The organism is Carboxylicivirga linearis (genome assembly GCF_018271995.1).
Classification (GTDB): Bacteria; Bacteroidota; Bacteroidia; order Bacteroidales; family Marinilabiliaceae; genus Carboxylicivirga; species Carboxylicivirga linearis.
Map to the genome: position 1 here is coordinate 91872 of NZ_JAGUCO010000017.1, position 21331 is coordinate 113202.

Genomic DNA, 21331 nt, shown 5'->3' on the forward strand with positions numbered 1-21331 from the left:
TGCACGGTTAAAACAATCTGATGTGAAATCATAAAAAAGTCTCAATAAGTACTTGGGGATGGCGAGCTGGACAAATGTAGTTCAACCGGGAGTAATCGCTCGGTCGTGCCAAAGACTCATATTCCAATTTATTGACAACAATTATTGATTCTCTTTTATAAATTTAAGGTCATTATTACATTATCTATGTATTGGTTATCTTCAGTCTTAATAAATTTCACTTGTCTTCCATTTTCAATAAATCCGGATTTCTTATAAAGGTGTATTCCTCCCAGATTGTTGCTAAAAACTTGAAGCCATAAGATTTCAATATTCTGATTCATATTACTCCATTGTTTTACAATATCAATCATAATTGTTCCAACCCCTTGATTTTGCCAATCTTGATGAATTCCCATTCCAACAAATCCCGTATGACTTAGCATTTTTCGTTTATGTGAAGTCAGGTCAATATTTCCAATTATTAATCCATTTGCTTCAACAACAAGCAATAGGTTATTTTCATTCTCCATGAATCCACGAATCCAATTCTCGTGCTCTGTAACAGTGGGATTGAATTCTTCCTCTGTCAAAGGAATAAATCCATTTTTCATATACGATTTTGCACATTTTATTAATCCGTCTGCATCCTCAATTCTAGCTTCTCGAACTTCAATCTGATGTCCTTGTTTTGTGAAATGTGTTGTAGTTTCTATTTTCATTTTAGAGTATTGTTGTCTAGTTGTTATGTCTTTTTTAATTAATGCCCATCCCACTAACAAAGCAAAGTCTGCGACTTCGGTTGAGTTATCTGGTAATTTTAAACTACCTATTAACATGAACTTAATCACAAATTACGCCGAGCGGGGGGGGAGTGGCTTTAACGAACGCGGCTTTCAAGCGTAGCATGTGTTGCGCCTGGGACAACCCCATGATTTATGAGCCATTATCGTAGCAGTTTATGATTTTTATTATCAGTATACCTTTATTTTAAGCGAACGACCAAATAAAAGCACATTCGAAATTACCCATTTACCTCGAAACCTCAACCTTACGCAACCTTCCTCTATATGAGCGCATGGGGTTTAGAACCTATGCAACATTAGATATCGGCAGTACTGTTTATTTGATGAAAAAAGATGTTTAAGACACAAGTAAATTCATATTTTCACATTACTTAATCACTAATGGATAAGATGCATCTTGATCACTAACAGGAATATCTTTGTAATACAACTCATCAGCTTTAACATTATCGTTAAACTCAGTCAACTTAACATGCATGGTTCCAGATAGTTCATATGCCTTTCCTGACTTGCATATTTCATAAAATGATTGTTGTAAATTATTCAGACTATCCTGATTTGCACTTACATAGTGGTGAGATATATAATTATTGGTAATATCAGTTCTTTCTTCAGAATGATTATCAATAATTTCAAATAATGCATCTTCTGCGTATTTTTTGAAAAATTCAACTTGATTATACCACTGTTTCATATAATAGCTTTTATATGTTGTGCCTTCCGGTATCATATCTTCTTTATCATCTGATGAAATCTTTACGTAGTTCGTCCATTCTGATCTTCCAAAGGTAACAGAGTTCACCATTACATGCTTAAACTCATCATCATCGATGCCAAGTAAGACATTGTCATTTTCGCAATCCTCAATTTTAACTTTAACTTCAACTGCTGGAGGGTTGGCAACATAACTATATGTTTCTTTCATGTCTTCCCAGTAACCATAGTTCTGTGAACCATAGTAGTTAAGTTCAAAAGATATTGTGGCGTTAGCCTCTTCTTTATGAAGAGTAGGTATCGCTATAAATTGAGTTGAGTTTTGAAGTGACCCTCTTATAGATGGTTCTTCACCATATGTGTGTAAAGATATGTATTTTAAATCGTGCTGTTGAGCATTGTCGAGGTCAATATAAATAGTTTCTTTGGGTGTATTATCCCCATCCTTATTATCCTCTGGTGCAACATCTTCTTTACTCACTTCGCACGACGAAAAAACCACTAATGAACCTATTATAAATAGAAATACAGCTTTTGCTAATCGAAACATTTGCTTTAAAATTTAATTAAGTACTATTTTACCAATGGCGTCTTCACATCCGGAAAAAGCAATGGAATTAAGGTTAGAAAAATTAGCAGGAATCACTATCTTTTGTTTTCCAAGCTCACTATTAAAATCATGGTAATAATCAATTATCTCACCTTTATCATTATAAAAAAACACTTTAAAACAGCCTCCACAATTATCATGTACAAACAAAGTTAATAACTCAACTTCTACTCTTGAAACATCTAATTGCAGCCTTGCACCATATAACCACAGCCAGGACACTGAAGTATTTGAATTCAATTCAAAGGAGGTTCTGCCTTCACCACAAGCATCGTCTTCAGTAGTGCTTACAATCTGATAAGTGACTAATCCATCTACCACACCTTCCAGTAACTGTTCTTCCGTTATGCCATCAAAATCGATTAGCACCTTTTGTTTTGACTTCACATTTTCTTCGTCCTTATCACACGAAACAACAAGTGGAATAAGACACACTAAAAAGATACATAAATATTTCATAATTTATTTTTTTGCTTATCGTGTTTGTTTTAAGAATAACTCTTAAGCCTCAAGGATTAATAAAATATACCTACACCAAAAGAATTGACAACGATAGAAACTTTACTTAAAGAATTAGATAAAGCTACAAAACCATTAGTATTGAACAACGAATGCTTAGAAGATCTATCCAATGTCAATTTTTTTAAATACAACATTTTTTTACCTAATAAGCCAGATTACTAGTCAAGTAAATGGTTTCAAGTTCTGATAGTCCTTTATTCCATTGTTCTTTAAAATTCATCATCATAAAGCTATTTCTTAATAAAAAAGTCACTAAAAATGATTCCTTCCTTATTACTCACAATAAGAATATAAGTACCCGTACCTAACTCCGCTACCGCTATTTTATCAGAACTTAAAAGTCCTTTTTTTACAACAGCTCCATTGCTTGATACAATTTGATACGAATGATTAAGTAAATACTCCGCATCTGCATTAAGGCAAATTTCATTTACCACCGGGTTAGGAGCAATAACAATGGCTTTTGAACTTAAGTGCGGATAGGCTGAGGTAGCATTATCAAAAACAAAACTGTGGCTGGCCACTGAGCTACGCACACCATCAACATCGATGGCTACCACATTAAGTGTGTAAGTTTCATTCTTCACAAGTTCTGCGGTATTGCCTTCAAATGTCTCCATTAATTCAGTACCAGGAGTATTCAGGTTTACCACATACTTGCCTGATGTAAATTGATCGTTAAAGTAATAATACTCCAACTCAGAAATTGGCTTAGCCAACTCTTCTTCCACAAAAAACACACGTTTTGTTGCTATACCCCATTCACCATCTTGATTTTGAGCCCTAACATACAAATAATGTGCGCCTGCCGATAATCCGCTTAATTGCATATTAAACTGCACTTCGCTCGATGATGCTCCGGCATCAACAGCAAGAGGTGTTCCATTACCGGGGGCAACAGCCTCATCAATAAAATACTCCAAAGCCATAAGCTTTACAGAATTTATCGGCTCTTCTTCCTTGTAAAAAGGCCGTCGGGTAGTATGCGACCATTGTCCGTTATCGTCTAAAAAACGGATGTATAAATAATTAACACCTAAGGGTAACGATTCAGGTATACTAATATTTAAATCGAGGTCAGCATCGTTAACAGGTGTTAGTATGGTTATTTGTGTACCATTGCCAACTCCCGGATCGGTATTAAAAAAGTATTCGCCGCCTACAATAGTTGCCGAGCTTATATGTGTTGTTATTAAAAAAACACTTAAAAGAAGCCATTTAGTCATATTACAACAATTTGGATTAAACATTTAATAAGAAACAATTAGTAGGTACTAACTTTTACGCGTATGCTTAATCCACTATTAAGGTTACCTGCCTGATCGGTTTCCAGTTCTGTGATAACCGGAATGGTTGGCAAACCGCTAACAACATAAGGTGTGCTACCACCAAAAATACCACAATCGGAACCATCGTGCCCTTTACCTTTGGCAAACGAACTTTCGCTCAATACATACTTCATATCCGGGCTATCGCCATTGACAAAAAGCGCATTTAAATCTGATACATTGTAATTATTGCTGTCGAATAATTGGTTGCTCGCAATATTATGGGTAATGTAATTGCTATTAATACTTATAGCTGCACTTCCGTCGAGTACAATATTGTTACGGAAATAAGCAACATTTAAACTAAAATCTGAACCTAGCAAGATATTATTTTCAATTTTCTGAAATTCACAAGTACTAATATCTAAATTGCTCCTGATAATATTGTTGCAAACCACCACTTCGTTGAAAAAAACTGAAGTGCCTCCTTTTGAGATTTTGTATATATCGCTACTTAGTATTCTTGCTCCATTAACATTTCCTATTACTATGGGTCCTTGTGTATAACAACGTTTTACAGTAATGTTATTGGCATAAAAATTAGGTGCTGCACTACTTGAACCATTAAACGTCATTCCAATAACAGTTGATCCTTCTGATCCTGCCCGAAAATCTATTTCTACAATCATTGAACTTAGCATGTTAGCCGTCTTTCGGTTTTCAGCCAAATAATAACCGGCTCCAATAATGGTTAATTGTTTTGTGCAGTCAAAACTTGTATATCGTTCAGTCGATCCCTCTACATAAAGGATATCGCCATCGAGCACCTGGCTACTGTTGTGAGCATCCACTATCTCATTAAAATCGGCATTGGCATCCATGTTATTGATGACCCAAGTTTTGGCATATGTATTGGTAAAAAATAAGAATAAAGAAAGAGTTAAAAGCAAAATTGTTTTCATAATATCTAATTGTTGTATAGGTTTGATAAAGTTATTGTCTTTTTAAAGCTACTTCATAATAATTGGTATTATCCTCCCACATTTTGTGCAAAATCAGGCTGTTAGCGTCTAACTTAGCGAGTTTATACTCCAATTTATAGCCATCACCAGATATGGTTAAGTTATTACTTTCAATAGACCAATGCCCAAAAACAGGTATTAGCTCCACCACAGCAACATTCCCCTCACAGGTTCCATCATTCTTAAATTCATATATATAGTTGTCATCTTCATATGAAACATCCCAATCTCCATTGGAACTTAGCGCACTATAGACCTTCCAATTTCCTTCAATACTTCCAGATTGTAAATCCTGATCAGAGTCTTTTGAACAACTACTAGTGAAAAGTATCGCAAATAATGTTGTAACATAAAATGATTTAAATCTCATAAATTTTAATATTAAGTTTCATTATAAATAATTAAATATAAAATTAATATAATAGTAAATGATTTTACACTTATTACCACTGTGTTTATCAAACAATAAAACAATTTAACCTCTCAAAATTATAAGTCTATCAAAACACTGCTTCACTATGGACAAAAAGTCCATAGGTTAGGGTCTGAATAACTCTCAGTAAATCACTCTCTTCTCAATAAATATGAAGGATTTATCTTGATTACAAGGTGTTGGGTGATGTTTTAATATCCAGTTTTTCCATTCATAAGTTAATCCACATATGACTTTTCAAATCATGAATAAAAATCAACATTGCTTATATTTTTGTCATTTCCTGTATGTTTTTGCTAACTGAATTTAGTTTTGCCTCAGAAATAAATTAACCTTTAAGAGATTTATTAACTTACTCTAAAAGCCAATCTTCTTGGTTTAAAAAAAAAAAGGGAGGGGGGGGGGGAATTGGTGCCAATCGAGTAGAGTAAGATACGAAAATAATCGTATCTCCACCCCCTCACACCACCGTACCTACCGGCCGGTATACGGCGGTTCGCTAAACATGGCAATATCTTTCGTAGATGCTAGCTGTTGGCATAAATCCCCTCTTTTGAAGACATGCATTAGTCAATGTGGTTTGCAGAATGGGGCTTTGCACTACGTGCCAGCCACCTCTTCTTGTAAATCCCCACTTGACAGCCAGCCATTCAGGCAATCCAAGCTTCTTAAGGTTGCGTATGCTAGTGCGGATACGTTTCCAGCTTTTCCAAATACAGTAGCGTAATCGACTGCCTAGCAAACGGTCAAGACCTTTCAATCTGGTTTTAATGTTTGCGTATCGGAAGTAGCCTATCCAACCCATGCAATACTCTTTCAGTTTGAATACCCTTTCATCAAACGAGATTGGGTAACTCTTCCTGGTAAGGGTCTTGCATTTCCGCACAAACTTCTGCCAGTTGCTTTCGATTATCTTTAAACCAAATTGCTGGTTCCGCATCCGGTATATGCCGTAGCCCAAGAGCTCCATATGCCCCACATAGCGAACGGCACTCTTCTTACGGTTGACTTTTAGCTTTAGCTTATGCTCCACAAAACGGCTAACTGATCTCATAACCCGTATAGCAGAGCGCTTCGTTTTCAAATAAATACTAAAGTCGTCAGCATATCTCACAAAACGATGTTGGCGCTTAGACAACTCCGTGTCCAGTTCGTTAAGAAGTATATTGGACAGTAATGGGCTGAGCGGACTTCCTTGGGGCGTGCCCTCGGTTCGTTTGCTCGTTACTCCGTCTAGCATTATGCCCGATTGAAGATATCTTCTTATTAAGCCTAATAATCTTTTATCTTCAACTTCTTTGGCAAGCAACCCCATCAGGTAATCGTGGTTTACCCTATCAAAGAACTTCGATAGGTCAATATCCACAACATATCGCGAACCTGAGTTTGCATAGTCCAATGCTTGTTTAATGGCCTGATGAGCACTCTTGCCTTTGCGAAAACCATAACTGAAGTGCAAGAAGTCAGGATCAAACCTAACATTAAGCACCTGCTGAATAGCTTGTTGAATCATTCGATCCAATACGGTGGGAATACCTAACAAACGTTTCCCACCTTGGGGCTTATCTATCTCAACTCCTTTGACGGGTTGAGGGCGATAGCTTCCATCCAAGATCGATGCTTTAATAACAGGCCAGTGCTCATCAAGATAGGGCTTTAGTTCGGTAACCGACATACCGTCTATTCCTGCACTGCCTTTGTTGCCGACTACCCTGTCATAGGCTGCCTTCATGTTATCTTTGCTTACAATCTCTTCTAACATCTACTCTTTTCTTGCTGCTTTTCGTTGAATGAATGCCACGGAATATTTGGATACTACCTTCAACACATCCCATGAATTACAATACAATTCCAAGCGTTTAACGTTCGGTCCTTCCTTTGCCCGTGAGTCCTGTGTATTTCTCTATACACCTCGTTTCCCGTAAAGTACTATGACCTCTGCTGACTTCTCACCTCCATTATCGCGTAATCAGTGAGATATCCCCGGGTAATGACATTAACTGTCCTCCTATCGCTGCCGCATCTACGTAGTCTGCTATGTGGTAAAGAATATGGACTTCGATGTGACGTGCCATCTCATCCTCAGCAAACACCCGCCTAAATATGCGATTCTTGTTCATCAGTACAGGATTTTGCAGTCTGGCTTCCTTCAGCGGTCGGGTCGCCCCGATACACCTTGCCACTTGCTAACAGTACAGTTTACCCCTGCCTGTTCGGGACTCGCACCCTAAAGCTAATGCCCATGCCGGGCGCACACGGTCAAGTATATACAAATGTAGCCGATTGCGGGTGACAAACCTATCAAACCGTTAAAATTTTGAAGCGGGCTAAAGCCGCCTGAATACGTACTAACACGGCTATTATTTTTACACATTGTTGGCGGTAGTTATTTCTTAATCCTTTCGATATGATTCTATATAATTCTCAAAATCTGTAATCAGAATATCATCTCTTTTCAAATATGGAAAAATTTTAAATGCGGACATTTCGAAGCTATTAAGCAAGTTTATAAAATAAATGTCCTCTGAAATCCAATTGATGTCAAAAAACACAATTGATTCATGTTCATTTATTGGCATTTCATGAAGTCTTGATTTTTTAAATTCATTGTCAAAACCGTCTTGTTCATAGTATTTAAAACTCTTAGGTGTTTCAAAAACAAAAAGAGATTGCCAATAATCATTATTTAATTCAAATGAATAAATCTGATTTAAAGTATCCAGAACTATTTCGTTGTTATTAACACTTGCATAAATTAAATAACAATTATTTTGGGCAAAATATGAATATGATATTCGGTTATTGTTTATTGTATCAACTTTCGCATATATTTTTTGTCCAATTATCTTTTCAACGTCTTTTATTTTCAAACTACTAATAGAATCTATTTTGCATTTTGGAATTGTATTAAGTTCGTAATACATATTTGGCAAATAGCTTGCTAAGCTATCCTTTTGAGATAAATTAATTGTTTCATTAGGGTTATTAATCGCATAATGAAGTAGGTTCAATGTTTTATTAACATCAAAGTGAAATCCAAATTGACGAATTACTATTTTTTCGATTGAATCAACTGGTTCTGTAGTAAAAACCATTTTTTCAAGCCCCCTTAGGTCTTGTTCATTTAAATTTGAATAAGAAACCATTTGGAGAACATTCTCTTCGATTAAACTATCATAAGCAGTTCTGTAATAATTTACTGAGCTATAATTATCTGAACCAAAATTTACAAAACTGTAGTTTTTCCCCATATAGCTTTGTCCATAATCATGAATGAAGTCCAGCAAGACAGGTCCTTCATATTTTAATTCATTACAAAGTAGAGATGCATATTGTCCAATTATTTTTGCATTAGTGATTTCTTCGTATAAAAATCCTGTTTTGAAACGAACTGTCACCTTATCGAACTTGTATGTAAAATACCTGTCCTTATGAGCAAATGACTTAATGTTTATAGTTAGTAAAATCCCAAATATTAAAATATACCTCATTTGTCTCTTAGTTCTAATTACCGCCAACGGATTGGGCGTCGAGTAGGCAAAGGGAATTGCACCCTAAGCCTCTCACAGAACCGTACGTGATAGTCTCCCATCATACGGCTCTTCTAGTATGCTTTACATCAAAAAGCTCATCCCCTCTCAGGTTGGCAAGATACAAATACATACTAGCTAACCCCTTTGCTCCATCTTCATTACAAAGACTTCATCACTACTAAGGATTAGTCCGCCCCTGCATAATACTTCGGTATTCTGCCTTTAGGTTCAGGATTTCCACCTCAAGGTCGTACTCATCGGCTTGCTTGAGATATTCCACATAGTCGTTGTATCGCTCAATGACTTCCTGATAAAATTTCTCTTGTTCCTTAACCGATAAAACAGCCACACGACCTGTTACTTTTGAAGCATCACCTTCGGATGGGGTTTCATCGCTGTCTTTTCCTTCAAATTTGAGTGGATTATCCAGGGCTTTGTTTAGTTCCTCATTCTCCAACATTTATTGTTGTGCCTCGTTTTTACTTGTCAATTGTTTAAAAATCTGCCACACAATAAATATTGTAATCCCTGCTTCGGGACTAAAAAATGTAATCACAATAATCAACCAATCCAGCAACTTCTTAGCTTTTGAATCAACTATCATAAAAATCACAAAAATCAGATTGATTATAAATGTTACCAATGCCATAATTGACTGTATTGTTTGAATCGTATTAGGATTATCAATCGGATTTTCAACTGTTGAATAATAGATTTGCAGTCCATACGGTTGTATAAACCTGACAATTACAATATAAATCAACAACAAAATAACATACTTGGTTAGAATTCTTTTTATATCCATATTTTTCCAATTTACCAGACAATTACCCATTTTTGAATTGTCAAATTATTTTTATTCAGTGTAATTCCTTTTGAGTATCCCGTTAATAATTCAGTAGGCATATCCTTTCTCTTTTTGGAATCAGGACGATTTAATAAATCCTTAAATTCATAGTCAAGCACAATAATCTCAATGTCATTTAGTCTTTCCCATAAATTCGTAGAATCATTAGCATCGCAAATTCCATATTGTGGCACAGGAATCGGTTTGTTACAATGAAAACTACCTTGTACACCATCCTCAAATTGTCCATAAGTTGAGACAATTATCAAACAACTATCTGTCGATTTGTTAATTGATTTTGCTTGACTTGAATATTTGTTTTTTAATTCTGTATACTCGTTCAAATCTTTAATCTTTGTTTTTATATGCATTCCTGCATATTTATTAAATCCCCTTCCATCCAGAAAATCCAAGGAAGCATATCCCATGTTTAAGAAATTATTTGGAATCTTTCTCGGCATTAAATTAACCAAAGAGGTGTCAAAAGAATTGTAACATTTAATGTATTCAGCTTGTTGTTTTGGGTCATTCATATTAATACATGCTGTGAATAATCCAAATGCTAAAATCAAGTATAAAAATCTATTTCTCATTGTTCGTTTATTTGATTGCAGGGGTCGTTTCCTCAAATACGGCACAACGTTGATAATATGGAGCGTTTGGCATTTAAGGCTCCAAAGTATCAAACTGCTATATGTTTTATTAAATGTTAACATGCTCAAATTTAGCAATATCCGCCAAATGACCTATATTTATTGTTGGGTGCAGTAATTAATATTCTCTTTTCGAATTAAGAAATTTGGTTATTTCTTCACAAATCGTATCAGTCATATTTACAGGAATATCATGTCCCATATTTTCAAACCATTTTGTTCTTGCATTAGGTATAATAGTTGCCATCTTTTCACTGTGCTCAATAGGGATAAAAGGGTCATTCAATCCATGCATAATCAAAACAGGCATTTCTAATCTCTTCAATTTATCATACCGAGAACCTGAACGATAAGTTGCTTCATGGTGTTGACTTGAAGCATCTGGATTATAACCTCTTCTCTTATTTAAATTATACAATACTTGAACTGCTGTTCCCTTGACATCAATATCATACTTTGCTTCACCTTGAAGAATGATTCTTGATGATAAATGAAGTTTAATTGTGTTTTTTTCACTCGGGAATACTCCATATCTTATACTTGTTTTGATCAATTTAAAAACTATTTCATTTGAAATTGGTGGTAACTCTTTATCAAGAATATTTCCTGATGACATTAAAGATGTAAGAGTATTGGTTCTCTCCGGAAAATTTATCGCAAATTCTTGAGCAACCATACCTCCTAAAGATATTCCAAATAAATTAGCTTTCTCTATTTTCAAAGAATCAAGTATTACTTTACTGTCACTTGCTAAATCTTTTAGAGAATAAGGTTGCTGTTCCCAATTCTTAATCCAATCCGAAAAACCTGTGCCTCGATAATCAAATCTTATAACTTGATATCCTGATTCAACTAATTTATCAATAAATGTTTGAGGCCATCCTAAAGCATCATTTGAAATACCCATAAACAAAAGAATAGCCCCCTTATTTGTATCCTTGGGCGAAATAGATTCATACCAGATTTTTGTCCCATTATTCACAACATACCCTGATTTACCCCTAACAAGTTCAGGAACTTCAGAAGTTATGATATCTTCAATTATACCGTTACTATTTTTCGGTAATTGTGGCACTGTAAGAAAGATATATGATATACCTCCAATCAAAAGTATAAGTATTACAATTCCAATAATCTTAAATGTCTTTTTCATATTTATTATTTTATTCTCTCCTTGCACTCATGTTTGTTCAAGCACATATGTTATTGCACCCAACTAGTATATAAGCACTATTAATAGTGGTTATATTGCTAATATGGTTCTGTAACCGTCGTTAACTGACGGATCTATTATTTTTGTGCTTTTAAAAGTAGCTAACATAACTATACTTTCCAAAAACACACCCAACAAGTTGAGCGGCATTCTTTTAAAGTGTATCACTCCTCATTTAACCTTTAATAGATCAACTAAAGGGTAAAGCACTGAAGCAATAAGGTGCAAACGTTGAGCTTTAAGCTCCATCGCTCGAGCTAAAAGGTCGAAGCGCCGGGCTTTAAGGTGGGGAGGGGTACCTCAGTGGTGCAAGCGTCGAGGTAAAAGCTCCGGTTATCGAGCTTTTTGCTCCATCACTCGAGGTAAAAGGTCGAAGTGCCGAGCTTTGAGGTGGGGAGGGGTACCTCAATGGTGCAAGCGTCGAGGTAAAAGCTCCGGTTGTCGAGCTTTTTGCTCCATCACTCTAGGTAAAAGGTCGAAGCCCCGAGCTTTGAGGTGGGGAGGGGTACCTATTAGGTGGAGGGGGGTACCTCGGAGGCCCCCCTTACACCTGTAAAATATACTTTTACTACTATTAGCACAATTACATTATTATGCAATCCCTGTGAGGTTTAACATTTAGTTTTCGTTTATATTATCTACTTTTTTACTTCTTTCGAACCTACCCTTTAATTGAGTATAAATACTATTGGCTCCGGGAACACCGGCTTTGGCCGCAACTTTGGTCATATTATAAACCATTAAAGCGGTTGAATAAGCTTCTGAACCGGCTAGTATCTGAGTATCGCGCACTTTATCATACAAATACGTAAGAGGCACTAATACCTCTTCGAGTTGATTAAATAAATTCAAATCTTTTTTCATCTCATCCGGATTGATGTATCCCGGAAGAATAGCTCCATCGTTACTGATTGCATTAACGGCATCGTTAACAAAATCCTTATTGCTTACATCCATCTTGGGATATCGCATTCTTTCATCGGGCGATAAACCAATTAAAAAAGGCATCAGATCTGTTATTTGCTTTAACAGATCTTTGATCTGAGTTAACACTTCTACATTTAACTCTGCTGAAATTTTATTATCAATATTATTCATAAATTTTTACTGATTTAAGGGATATATTATAGTAAAAGTATATTAACCTCTAGAACTTAGCTTCTCTGCTTATACATCTTGACAATTGCTTCCTGCACAAATCACAAAAGAAACTACTTGTTATTACATTCTTCTAACGGTTAATTGCAAATGATCTAATTCGTAACACATTATAATGATACTATTTATTCAGTATTGATGAACTTATTATAATTATATATTAATATATTGTTCTGCCTGACTAAATAACTTTGATAACGGGAAAGAAGAATATTAATAACCTGAGCTAGATTTAAATTTTAAAACTCAGATTGAAATAAAGAGCTAATTTGCCATGAATAATTTTAGAATAATAGTGAACTATTGCGATAAAATTTAAAGGCAGAATTTTAAGGTTGAACAGGATAATAGGTGAGATTGATTTTTACCAATACTTCTTCTGCAATATTCCGGACCAATAACCGAGGTATTTTCACTTTGTAATCTTCCAGCTTGACGGTAAACTCCGATGAAGCTTCCACCTCTGCTTCACCAATAATTATTTCTCCGTCTACCTCAATATTTTGTATTACTCCATGTATGGTTAAATCACCTTTCACTTTCACTTTATAATTTCCCGGATTCTTTAGCTCGTTAGGCGAGATAATATTTCCCAAAAAAGTAGCTTTGGGATACTTATGCGACTCCATGTATTTATCATTAAAATGCGTTTGCATCAACGACTTTTCAAACTGAAAATCAACAATTGTTATTACAAAGGCTATTTCCCTTGTTGATAAATCAACCAGGCTAACAACCGTTTTATTTTCGGCATAAATATCTTCCAAAGGAGCAGATGAGAAAAACGAAACCATTCCTTCATCGGCCTTATATTTGCTTTGCGACAAAGCTGCCGTACTGATAAAGAACAAACCTATCACCCCTGCTATTAGCTGTTTCATCGTTGTGCTTTTTAATGATAAAAACCTTTACATCAAGACAGATCAGTTACAAACCGAAGGATCGCATTATACTAAAGCCCAAATGAATATCTCCGTTAAAAAAGACATTATTATTCCATTGAGCCACATATCCCGAAGACTGAAGACGCGTTGCATTGCTTACAAACACTTGAAATACATGTCCACCGGTTTCAATATCCACCCCTACAGACAGTACATTTTTTCCGGCATCATAAAGCTTATCATCAAAGGTTGGAAAGGTATAGGTATACTCTCCGTTGATGGTTGTGGAAGGTGTTACAGCATAACTCACTCCCAGAGCGGTATACCATAGCGAATGCGGATGGACGGTTGTTGGAACGCGGTTCAGATAAACCCATCCGGGTGTTAGCTGTGCCGAAAAACCATGGGTAAACTTGCGCGATAACAATAGTTGATGTTCATACTCCATCCGATCGACAAAATCGCGATCTACATCATATTTTCGTGTCCGTACATTTACACCCCCCACATAGCTCAACGAAAATTCGTTGTCTGAAGTCGTTTGTTTAAGAATGGCAAATTGCACATTCGACTGCAGGGTTTTGTCGTAATCGCTCGATCGGGCCAGTCCCACAGAAAACCATTGGTTAATTCCGTAATCAAGAGCAATGTCAACATTAAAGATCTGATCCAATCCATACAGCTCCTGAATACCTTCCGACATTGGTCCGAACAGATGCGAAACTCTGAATTGCAGCTCGCCTGGTGCTAACTGAACCGTAGTGGATCCTAGCACCAGTCGGGTGCTTTTAAAGGTGGAAACAACCTGCTCCGACTTACTTGTTTCGGTGACATTTAACTCTTCAAGTAAGTTCTTTTCCTGACTATACAAAGGCAGCGATAAAAGCCACGAGAAGATACATCCACATACGATTCTGTACTTCATAATGTCTGTATTATGATGAAATAAAAATTACAATCTCTCACTCAATGGCATCCACCAGATTCTTAAACTCTTCGAATTTAGCAATATCGGTCTGCGATAGTTTATCTCCATCTTTAGGCATGTTTCCCGAATTAACCTGGTTGTACATGGTAGTAGCACTATTAATTGCGTTGGTCAACTCGCCATAATTACTCCCGTTACTCCGACTGTGATACCCCTCATGACAGCTCACACAATTAGTTGTAATAACCGATTTTAATGTATTGTTATAGTAATTTTTGGCAGCAATATATTCTTCGTTGACTTCGGGCACCATCTCATCTTCGTCACTCGATTCGGAACAAGCAAACATAAAGGGAAGCAGTAATAGCAGGTAAAATACTTTTTTCATGATGTAGATTTTTAATTAGCAACTTTATTCAAATACATTCTACAGATCAACACCTTAGAATCTTTAAGCATAACACTACCTGATAAAAAAAGTTCGCAACAATGCTGCTGGCATCGTCCCCGGTCATCTCTTAAACCTTTTTGCCTTTATCCTTAACCTTTTTCACTTCTGCCTTCACTTTTCAGTGCTTAGTGAGAAGTGCGCAGTGCATGGAGTCATACAGCTACTTTCTGCCTAATCAACTTCTGCCTTCTGCCTCACTACTGTCTACTAACTACTGACTAACAAACAGTCCCAAAGGGACGCCTGTAACAGCATAGTATGTAAATGCTATGTTCATAATTGAAGCTGCCATTCTAATCCCGGAGGGATGTCTGTGTTGATGAGTCCAAAGCACAAAGTCCAAAGTCCGATAGTTAACAGCTTATAGCCAGCTTTCTTCTGCCTTCTGCCCCACTACTGACTACTGACTACTGACTAACAAACAGTCCCAAAGGGACGCCTGCAAAAGCATAGTATGTAAATGCTATGTTCACATCAGAACCTGCAATTCAAATCCCGAAGGGATGTCTGTGTTGGTGAGTCCGAAGCCTAAAGTCCGTAGTCCGCGAGCCAAAAATCAGCAGCTTTTCTTCCACCTCACTACTGACTAATGACTAAAAAACAGTCCCAAAGGGACACCTGTAACAGCATAGTATGTAAATGCTATGTTCTTAAGAAAGCTGCCATTCTAATCCCGGAGGGATGTCTGTGTTGATGAGTCCGAAGCACAGAGTCCGCAGTCCGTATGCTAACAGCTTTATTTGCCTTCTACCTCACTACTGTCCACTGACTACTGCCTAACAAACTTCTGCCTTCTGCCTAACATAAAACCTCCCGATTGACCAAAATCATAAGCATGCTAACAGATAATGCCTTACCTTTATTTTTTGCAAAAAGAATACATTTCGAAACATGAATAACCTGATAATAAAAAATATAAAAAGCCTGATTCAAACAGAAGAGCAACACATACCGTATGTTGCCGGAAGCGATATGGCTAAGCTACCTGTCATTAACAATGCCTGGCTGGAAGTGAAAGACGGATTGATTAAGGATTATGGGTCGATGAGTGACTTTTCAGCTCAGCAATTTGCCCGCGATGCAGAAGTTATTGATGCAAGCGATCGTTTGGTTCTGCCTGCCTGGTGCGATTCGCATACCCATCTGGTATATCCTAAAAGCAGAGATGTAGAGTATGTTGATAAGATAAAAGGCTTAAGCTACGAAGAGATTGCTGCACGTGGTGGCGGCATTCTAAACTCGGCCAAGCTGATGCAAACAGCCAGCGAAGATCAATTGTTTGAAGATGCGATGCAACGACTTCAGGAAATTATCCGCTGGGGTACCGGAGCTGTGGAAATCAAGAGTGGCTACGGACTTACCTTAGAAAGTGAGTTGAAGATGTTGCGCGTGATCCGTCGTTTAAAAGAAGCTTCTCCCCTCACCATCAAAAGTTCGTTTTTAGGTGCCCATTCTATACCCATGGAATATCGTGGCAAGCAAGAAGAATATGTCGATTTGGTGATTAATGAGATGCTTCCGGCAGTGGCTAAAGAAGATCTGGCCGATTATGTGGATGTGTTTTGCGATGTGGGTTTCTTTACGGTTGAAGATACCGATCGCATACTTAATGCAGCAGCTAAATACGGACTGACACCTAAGATTCATGCCAACGAGCTGGATTATTCAGGTGGTATACAGGTAGGTGTTCAGCACAACGCACTTTCGGTCGATCATTTGGAGTTTACAGGCGATGACGAGATAAAAGCATTACTTAACTCAGGCACCATGCCAACCATCCTACCCGGAGCAGCTTTCTTCCTGAATATGGCCTACGCTCCGGCTCGTAAAATGATGGATGCAGGATTACCCGTTGCTTTGGCTTCCGACTTTAACCCGGGATCATCACCGTCGGGTAATATGCAGCTGATTATGTCCATGGGAAGTGTACTGTACCGCATGCTGCCCGAAGAAGTAATTAATGCCGTTACCAAAAACACAGCATACGCAATGGGCATCGACAAGGAACTGGGTTCGATTATGAAAGGCAAAAAAGCCAACCTTGTTATTACTAAACCCATCCCCGGCATCGAATACCTGCCATACGCTTATGGAGAGAATAAGGTGGAGACAACGATATTAAATGGAGTTATTATTAAATAGCTGATAGCTATTGGCTACTAGCCGCTAGCTTATTTACAAGAATCCTTAAACAATACAAATTAACAGCTAAACAAATCGACAAATAAACACAAAGATATATGCAACAACTAATCGAATGCGTTCCAAACTTCAGCGAGGGATGCGATATGACCATCATCGAAAAGATAACCGATGAAATAAAAAAAGTAGACGGTGTTAAACTGATTGATGTTGATCCGGGTCAGGCCACCAACCGTACTGTAGTAACCATGGTAGGCACACCCAACGAAGTTTGCGAAGCCGCTTTTCAGGCCGTTAAAAAAGCACAGGAGCTGATTGATATGCGCCACCACAAAGGAGCCCATCCCCGCTTTGGTGCTACCGATGTATGTCCGCTGGTTCCGGTGGCCAATATCAGCATGGAAGAAACCGTTGAGTATGCACATAAACTGGCAGAACGTATCGGAACAGAATTGAATATTCCTATCTACTGCTATGAGTTTGCTGCCCAAGAAGACAAACGCAAAAACCTGGCATCGTGCCGCGAAGGCGAATACGAAGCCGTACCTAAACGTATCGGTACAGCTGAGTGGAAACCTGATTTTGGTCCTGCCGAGTGGAACGAAAGTGTTGCTAAATCGGGAGTAACAGCTGTGGGAGCGAGAAATTTCCTTATTGCATACAATGTCAACCTTAACACCACCTCTACCCGTCGTGCCAATGCCATTGCTTTTGATGTGCGGGAGCGCGGACGTGTAAAACGAGAAGGAGATTCTTTAACCGGTAAGATTGTAAAAGACGAAAAAGGCAATCCGGTGATGGAACCCGGTATGCTGAAGTCGGTTAAAGGTATTGGCTGGTTTATTGAGGAATATGGCGTTGCCCAGATTTCGATGAACCTCACTGATATAACCGTTACACCTCTGCATGTTGCTTACGATGCCGTTTACGAACGTGCTAATGCCCGTGGCATTCGCGTAACCGGTTCCGAAATGGTGGGCGTAGTTCCTTTACAAGCTATGTTAGATGCCGGTAAATACTTCCTGCGTAAGCAAGAGCGATCAACCGGTATTCCAGAAAGAGAAATCATTAAGATAGCTGTTAAGTCAATGGGACTGGATGAATTATATCCATTCGATCCGGATAAGAAGATCATTGAATACATTTTAAAAGATGATCAGAAAAAGCTGATTGATATGAACCTTACCGATTTTGCTGACGAAACAGCATCGGAATCGCCTGCTCCGGGCGGGGGATCTATATCGGCTTATGTAGGTTCGTTGGGAGCTGCATTGGGCACTATGGTGGCCAACTTATCGGCTCACAAACGAGGCTGGGATAATCGTTGGGAAGAATTCAGCGACTGGGCCGAAAAAGGAATGGCTATCCAAAGCGAATTATTGCGATTGGTTGACGAAGACACCAATGCCTTCAATCGCATTATGGATGCTTTTGGTTTGCCTAAAGGAACCGATGCAGAAAAAGCCGCCCGCAAACAAGCCATTGACGATGCCACGCGCTTTGCCATTGAAATACCATTCAAAGTAATGCAAAAATCATACGAAGCATTTGAAATGATTCGTGCCATGGCCGAAACAGGTAATCTTAATTCGGTATCGGATGCAGGTGTAGGTGCTTTATGCGTAAGAAGTGCCGTGATGGGTGCTTACCTGAATGTGAAGATCAACGCCTCAGGTTTGGATGATAAAAGCTTTGTTGAAAGCGTTCTGGCCCAAGGCAAAATGATTGAAGAAAAAGCCATAAAAGCCGAAAAAGAAATTCTGGAAATAGTGAACCAGAAAATTGGATAAAAGATTACTCCCCTTCGTTTCTTAACGAAGGGGCATTTTGTTTATCAATTCCTATTAACTAACTGCCAATTGATTCATTGATAATCGAACCATAAACTTCCACCATTTACCTTTCAAACTAACCAACTATTAGTACATTAGCCCTATACAAAGAATATTATGCGCGTACTTATCTTTTACACCCAATCATTCAGTTACACTCCACAGGTTAAAAATCTGGAAGATGCACCAGATCCGGGCGAAGCTAAATCATTTGAAGATTGTCTGCTGGCCTGCATTCAGATTGAAGAAGCCGATGAAGAGAAAGATGTAAAAAGCCGCGAAAAAAAGCTGGTTAACCATTTAAAATGGGCTGCCCGCAAGAACAACACCAAACGAATTGTACTCCATTCCTTTGCTCATTTAGGCGAATCAAAGGCCAACGTTGATTTTACAAAACAGGTATTTGATGCGGCTCAAAAACGATTGGAGAATGCCGAACACGAAGTAGCTCAAACACCTTTCGGTTATTTCCTTGATTTAAACATTAATGCACCGGGCTTTTCACTGGCACGTATCTGGGCTGAACTGTAATGCATGTAGAGTTGTGCAGTTGCCAAGTTGTTTAATTGTTAAGTTGACCAACTATTTAACTGTATGTAAATCAATTCAACGTTTAAACAACTCAACGATTAAACAAATAACCACCTCAACTACATCTGCAAAATATACTCCTGCTCTCCTACCTGCTCAAATCCCATCTTTTTTAAATAACGAATGTGCGTTTTGTTATTTGATTCACAAACCAGTCTATTGTTATTTACATCAGCAAACTGCTCACGGTATTTCTGCAATAAAAAGCGGCCTGTTTTGTAGTCTCTATATTCGGGCGTCACATAATCCAATATAATTTCAGACCTGCCCTCTTCATTATTGCTCACAATAAAAACACCCGCCACCTTGGCATCGCGCAATGCTAATAAGACCTGGCCGTTTCGTTTGTCGAAGTTGAGATTAAAATCAGGAAAAAAACGACAGATATCTTTGAAGTGATATAACAAATAATGACGTAAAAACTCATCATCAACATTAGCCCTGACTAAACTAAATCGTTCCTTTTTAAACAATAAAAACCGCAGATAGTAGATATTAAATAGCGCTATTAAAAGGTTCATAATACCTACCGGCAAAGCACCTATGTAAAAACCATAAAACGAAAAGATGGACGATCCGATAAAATTATAAATACGAAGTTTTACCAAGGATGATAAACTCAATGAAATAAACACCAGTGTTGATGCCAAATAACCAATCCATTCAATTAACGGAAGGTTCAAATATATTTCGTTCATAATAGCGTTGCGTTTATGGCAAAAATAAGATAAAAAAGTAACTGCCGACCATTTGGTCTATAAAAAAGTAGCCCAGGCAAAAATACTACCCGGGCTACTTTCACAAAAAACCACCAATATTATTAATGCATATCAATCATTTCTTCGTTATTTTAATAACATCATTAACTTCTTTATCTTCCATCTTTCCATAACCCACCACAACTACTTCATCCTGAGAAGTTCCTTCTAAATTGGTAGAAGTACTTTCAAAATCCTTCGTTGTAATTTCAATCACTCCCTGACTATGATCTTCACCATATTTTTCAATAGCTGCTTCACCCTTTAACACACTAATTGCCTCAATATCATCTGGAGAAATACTATTGATATCTTCGGTATACCTCTCTCCATTCAGGTAAATTATTTGATCAGAAATGGATTTATCAGATTTAGGCAATTCATAATCTTTGGTCATCACAAATATTGCCCCATTGTTGTCAGCCGATAACAGGCCTTTAAAATTTTGGCCAACAGGAATTTGCCCCAAAGATCTAATCTGATCTGCATTGAGCCCTTTTAATAAAGTCCAGTCAACAACCTCTCCGTTAAGGATAAATTGAACACCTTTTAAGTTCTCTGCTTCCTCAACCAAACCATTGTCGGTTAATACAACGCTATAAATACTTCCATCAGGATATTCTATCGTGGCCCGGGCACCTGTCAGGGTTTCAACCTCATTATCCGATGTAGTTTTATCCGAATCGGTACATGCCAGCAATGCAATAGCAGTAAAGGCTGTAATAAGTATTCCCTTTAACTGTGTTTTAATTTTATTTTGAATTGTATTATTCATCATGATTATTCGCTTTTTAATTAAACTTTGACTGAAGTTGTTTACCAACCTCAAATTGGTACTCCCGGGCAAGTAATTGATTAATGAATACTGATATTGTTTGGGTTCTTCCGAAATTTGCATCATGGCTTTGTCAACACAGAATTCATGGTTTTGGGCTATTAATTTCCGTAGCCACCATGCAAACGGATTCCACCATTGTAATATCAACA

At 37.5% G+C, this 21331-nt stretch carries 20 protein-coding genes and 1 pseudogene; 3 read left to right on the top strand and 18 right to left on the bottom strand.

Going from position 1 to position 21331, the window contains the following annotated elements; translation table 11 throughout:
• Positions 1-155: 155 nt before the first annotated feature.
• The 16 genes from KEM10_RS17130 to KEM10_RS17205 form a co-directional block, all read right to left on the bottom strand.
• The gene (locus KEM10_RS17130) at positions 156-818 is read right to left on the bottom strand and encodes a GNAT family N-acetyltransferase (RefSeq protein WP_212217255.1); all 663 of its coding nucleotides are present in this window, start codon (positions 816-818) and stop codon (positions 156-158) included.
• Between the two features lie 334 nt (positions 819-1152).
• Positions 1153-2049 (bottom strand): hypothetical protein, encoded by an 897-nt coding sequence (locus tag KEM10_RS17135; protein WP_212217256.1) that lies wholly within the window; start codon positions 2047-2049, stop codon positions 1153-1155.
• Positions 2050-2061: 12 nt separating this feature from the next.
• On the bottom strand, positions 2062-2568 hold the full coding sequence (locus KEM10_RS17140; protein WP_212217257.1) for a hypothetical protein: 507 nt from the start codon (positions 2566-2568) through the stop codon (positions 2062-2064).
• 293 nt (positions 2569-2861) lie between these two features.
• Positions 2862-3857, bottom strand: a complete 996-nt coding sequence (locus KEM10_RS17145) for a T9SS type A sorting domain-containing protein (RefSeq protein WP_212217258.1) — start codon at positions 3855-3857, stop codon at positions 2862-2864.
• Between the two features lie 38 nt (positions 3858-3895).
• Positions 3896-4861, bottom strand: a complete 966-nt coding sequence (locus KEM10_RS17150) for a hypothetical protein (RefSeq protein ID WP_212217259.1) — start codon at positions 4859-4861, stop codon at positions 3896-3898.
• A gap of 31 nt (positions 4862-4892) precedes the next feature.
• Positions 4893-5291, bottom strand: coding sequence for a hypothetical protein (locus KEM10_RS17155; protein ID WP_212217260.1), 399 nt, complete (start codon positions 5289-5291; stop codon positions 4893-4895).
• Positions 5292-5853: 562 nt separating this feature from the next.
• Positions 5854-7116 carry a group II intron reverse transcriptase/maturase gene (ltrA, locus tag KEM10_RS17160; protein ID WP_212217261.1) on the bottom strand — a complete coding sequence of 421 codons (1263 nt, stop codon included), beginning with the start codon at positions 7114-7116 and terminating at the stop codon, positions 5854-5856.
• Between the two features lie 631 nt (positions 7117-7747).
• Positions 7748-8752 (bottom strand): hypothetical protein, encoded by a 1005-nt coding sequence (locus KEM10_RS17165; protein WP_212217262.1) that lies wholly within the window; start codon positions 8750-8752, stop codon positions 7748-7750.
• Between the two features lie 313 nt (positions 8753-9065).
• Positions 9066-9347, bottom strand: coding sequence for a hypothetical protein (locus KEM10_RS17170; RefSeq protein WP_212217263.1), 282 nt, complete (start codon positions 9345-9347; stop codon positions 9066-9068).
• Positions 9348-9692, bottom strand: coding sequence for a hypothetical protein (locus tag KEM10_RS17175; protein WP_212217264.1), 345 nt, complete (start codon positions 9690-9692; stop codon positions 9348-9350).
• Between the two features lie 11 nt (positions 9693-9703).
• The gene (locus KEM10_RS17180) at positions 9704-10327 is read right to left on the bottom strand and encodes a hypothetical protein (RefSeq protein WP_212217265.1); all 624 of its coding nucleotides are present in this window, start codon (positions 10325-10327) and stop codon (positions 9704-9706) included.
• A gap of 178 nt (positions 10328-10505) precedes the next feature.
• The gene (locus KEM10_RS17185; RefSeq protein WP_212217266.1) at positions 10506-11540 is read right to left on the bottom strand and encodes an alpha/beta fold hydrolase; all 1035 of its coding nucleotides are present in this window, start codon (positions 11538-11540) and stop codon (positions 10506-10508) included.
• Positions 11541-12218: 678 nt separating this feature from the next.
• Positions 12219-12698 (bottom strand): hypothetical protein, encoded by a 480-nt coding sequence (locus KEM10_RS17190; protein WP_212217267.1) that lies wholly within the window; start codon positions 12696-12698, stop codon positions 12219-12221.
• Positions 12699-13087: 389 nt separating this feature from the next.
• Positions 13088-13639 carry a YceI family protein gene (locus KEM10_RS17195; RefSeq protein ID WP_212217268.1) on the bottom strand — a complete coding sequence of 184 codons (552 nt, stop codon included), beginning with the start codon at positions 13637-13639 and terminating at the stop codon, positions 13088-13090.
• A 46-nt stretch (positions 13640-13685) separates the two neighbouring features.
• On the bottom strand, positions 13686-14567 hold the full coding sequence (locus KEM10_RS17200) for a DUF5777 family beta-barrel protein (protein ID WP_212217269.1): 882 nt from the start codon (positions 14565-14567) through the stop codon (positions 13686-13688).
• Positions 14568-14604: 37 nt separating this feature from the next.
• Positions 14605-14958 carry a hypothetical protein gene (locus KEM10_RS17205; protein ID WP_212217270.1) on the bottom strand — a complete coding sequence of 118 codons (354 nt, stop codon included), beginning with the start codon at positions 14956-14958 and terminating at the stop codon, positions 14605-14607.
• Between the two features lie 954 nt (positions 14959-15912).
• Here KEM10_RS17205 and hutI point away from each other — a divergent pair.
• The 3 genes from hutI to KEM10_RS17220 all read left to right on the top strand — a co-directional run bounded on the left by hutI (position 15913) and on the right by KEM10_RS17220 (position 19526).
• Entirely contained in the window at positions 15913-17163 is a 1251-nt protein-coding gene (hutI, locus tag KEM10_RS17210) for an imidazolonepropionase (protein WP_212217271.1), read from the top strand.
• A 98-nt stretch (positions 17164-17261) separates the two neighbouring features.
• Positions 17262-18953: a glutamate formimidoyltransferase gene (ftcD, locus tag KEM10_RS17215; RefSeq protein WP_212217272.1), complete on the top strand. Its 1692-nt coding sequence runs from the start codon at positions 17262-17264 to the stop codon at positions 18951-18953.
• A 159-nt stretch (positions 18954-19112) separates the two neighbouring features.
• Positions 19113-19526, top strand: coding sequence for a threonyl-tRNA synthetase editing domain-containing protein (locus tag KEM10_RS17220; RefSeq protein ID WP_212217273.1), 414 nt, complete (start codon positions 19113-19115; stop codon positions 19524-19526).
• Between the two features lie 119 nt (positions 19527-19645).
• On the opposite strand, the gene KEM10_RS17225 is transcribed toward KEM10_RS17220, so the two are convergent.
• Positions 19646-20284: a GNAT family N-acetyltransferase gene (locus KEM10_RS17225; protein ID WP_212217274.1), complete on the bottom strand. Its 639-nt coding sequence runs from the start codon at positions 20282-20284 to the stop codon at positions 19646-19648.
• Positions 20285-20420: 136 nt separating this feature from the next.
• Positions 20421-21331 (bottom strand): annotated as a pseudogene (locus KEM10_RS17230) (hypothetical protein); the annotation flags it as partial.

Excerpts from the sequence above, each read along its gene's own strand:
- hutI (WP_212217271.1), top strand. The coding sequence starts at position 15,913 with ATGAATAACCTGATAATAAAAAATATAAAAAGCCTGATTCAAACAGAA.
- KEM10_RS17180 (WP_212217265.1), bottom strand. The coding sequence starts at position 10,327 with ATGAGAAATAGATTTTTATACTTGATTTTAGCATTTGGATTATTCACA.
- ftcD (WP_212217272.1), top strand. The coding sequence starts at position 17,262 with ATGCAACAACTAATCGAATGCGTTCCAAACTTCAGCGAGGGATGCGAT.
- ltrA (WP_212217261.1), bottom strand. The coding sequence starts at position 7,116 with ATGTTAGAAGAGATTGTAAGCAAAGATAACATGAAGGCAGCCTATGAC.
- KEM10_RS17135 (WP_212217256.1), bottom strand. The coding sequence starts at position 2,049 with ATGTTTCGATTAGCAAAAGCTGTATTTCTATTTATAATAGGTTCATTA.
- KEM10_RS17185 (WP_212217266.1), bottom strand. The coding sequence starts at position 11,540 with ATGAAAAAGACATTTAAGATTATTGGAATTGTAATACTTATACTTTTG.
- KEM10_RS17195 (WP_212217268.1), bottom strand. The coding sequence starts at position 13,639 with ATGAAACAGCTAATAGCAGGGGTGATAGGTTTGTTCTTTATCAGTACG.
- KEM10_RS17155 (WP_212217260.1), bottom strand. The coding sequence starts at position 5,291 with ATGAGATTTAAATCATTTTATGTTACAACATTATTTGCGATACTTTTC.
- KEM10_RS17140 (WP_212217257.1), bottom strand. The coding sequence starts at position 2,568 with ATGAAATATTTATGTATCTTTTTAGTGTGTCTTATTCCACTTGTTGTT.
- KEM10_RS17130 (WP_212217255.1), bottom strand. The coding sequence starts at position 818 with ATGTTAATAGGTAGTTTAAAATTACCAGATAACTCAACCGAAGTCGCA.
- KEM10_RS17225 (WP_212217274.1), bottom strand. The coding sequence starts at position 20,284 with ATGAACGAAATATATTTGAACCTTCCGTTAATTGAATGGATTGGTTAT.
- KEM10_RS17170 (WP_212217263.1), bottom strand. The coding sequence starts at position 9,347 with ATGTTGGAGAATGAGGAACTAAACAAAGCCCTGGATAATCCACTCAAA.
- KEM10_RS17205 (WP_212217270.1), bottom strand. The coding sequence starts at position 14,958 with ATGAAAAAAGTATTTTACCTGCTATTACTGCTTCCCTTTATGTTTGCT.
- KEM10_RS17145 (WP_212217258.1), bottom strand. The coding sequence starts at position 3,857 with ATGACTAAATGGCTTCTTTTAAGTGTTTTTTTAATAACAACACATATA.
- KEM10_RS17150 (WP_212217259.1), bottom strand. The coding sequence starts at position 4,861 with ATGAAAACAATTTTGCTTTTAACTCTTTCTTTATTCTTATTTTTTACC.
- KEM10_RS17200 (WP_212217269.1), bottom strand. The coding sequence starts at position 14,567 with ATGAAGTACAGAATCGTATGTGGATGTATCTTCTCGTGGCTTTTATCG.
- KEM10_RS17175 (WP_212217264.1), bottom strand. The coding sequence starts at position 9,692 with ATGGATATAAAAAGAATTCTAACCAAGTATGTTATTTTGTTGTTGATT.
- KEM10_RS17190 (WP_212217267.1), bottom strand. The coding sequence starts at position 12,698 with ATGAATAATATTGATAATAAAATTTCAGCAGAGTTAAATGTAGAAGTG.
- KEM10_RS17220 (WP_212217273.1), top strand. The coding sequence starts at position 19,113 with ATGCGCGTACTTATCTTTTACACCCAATCATTCAGTTACACTCCACAG.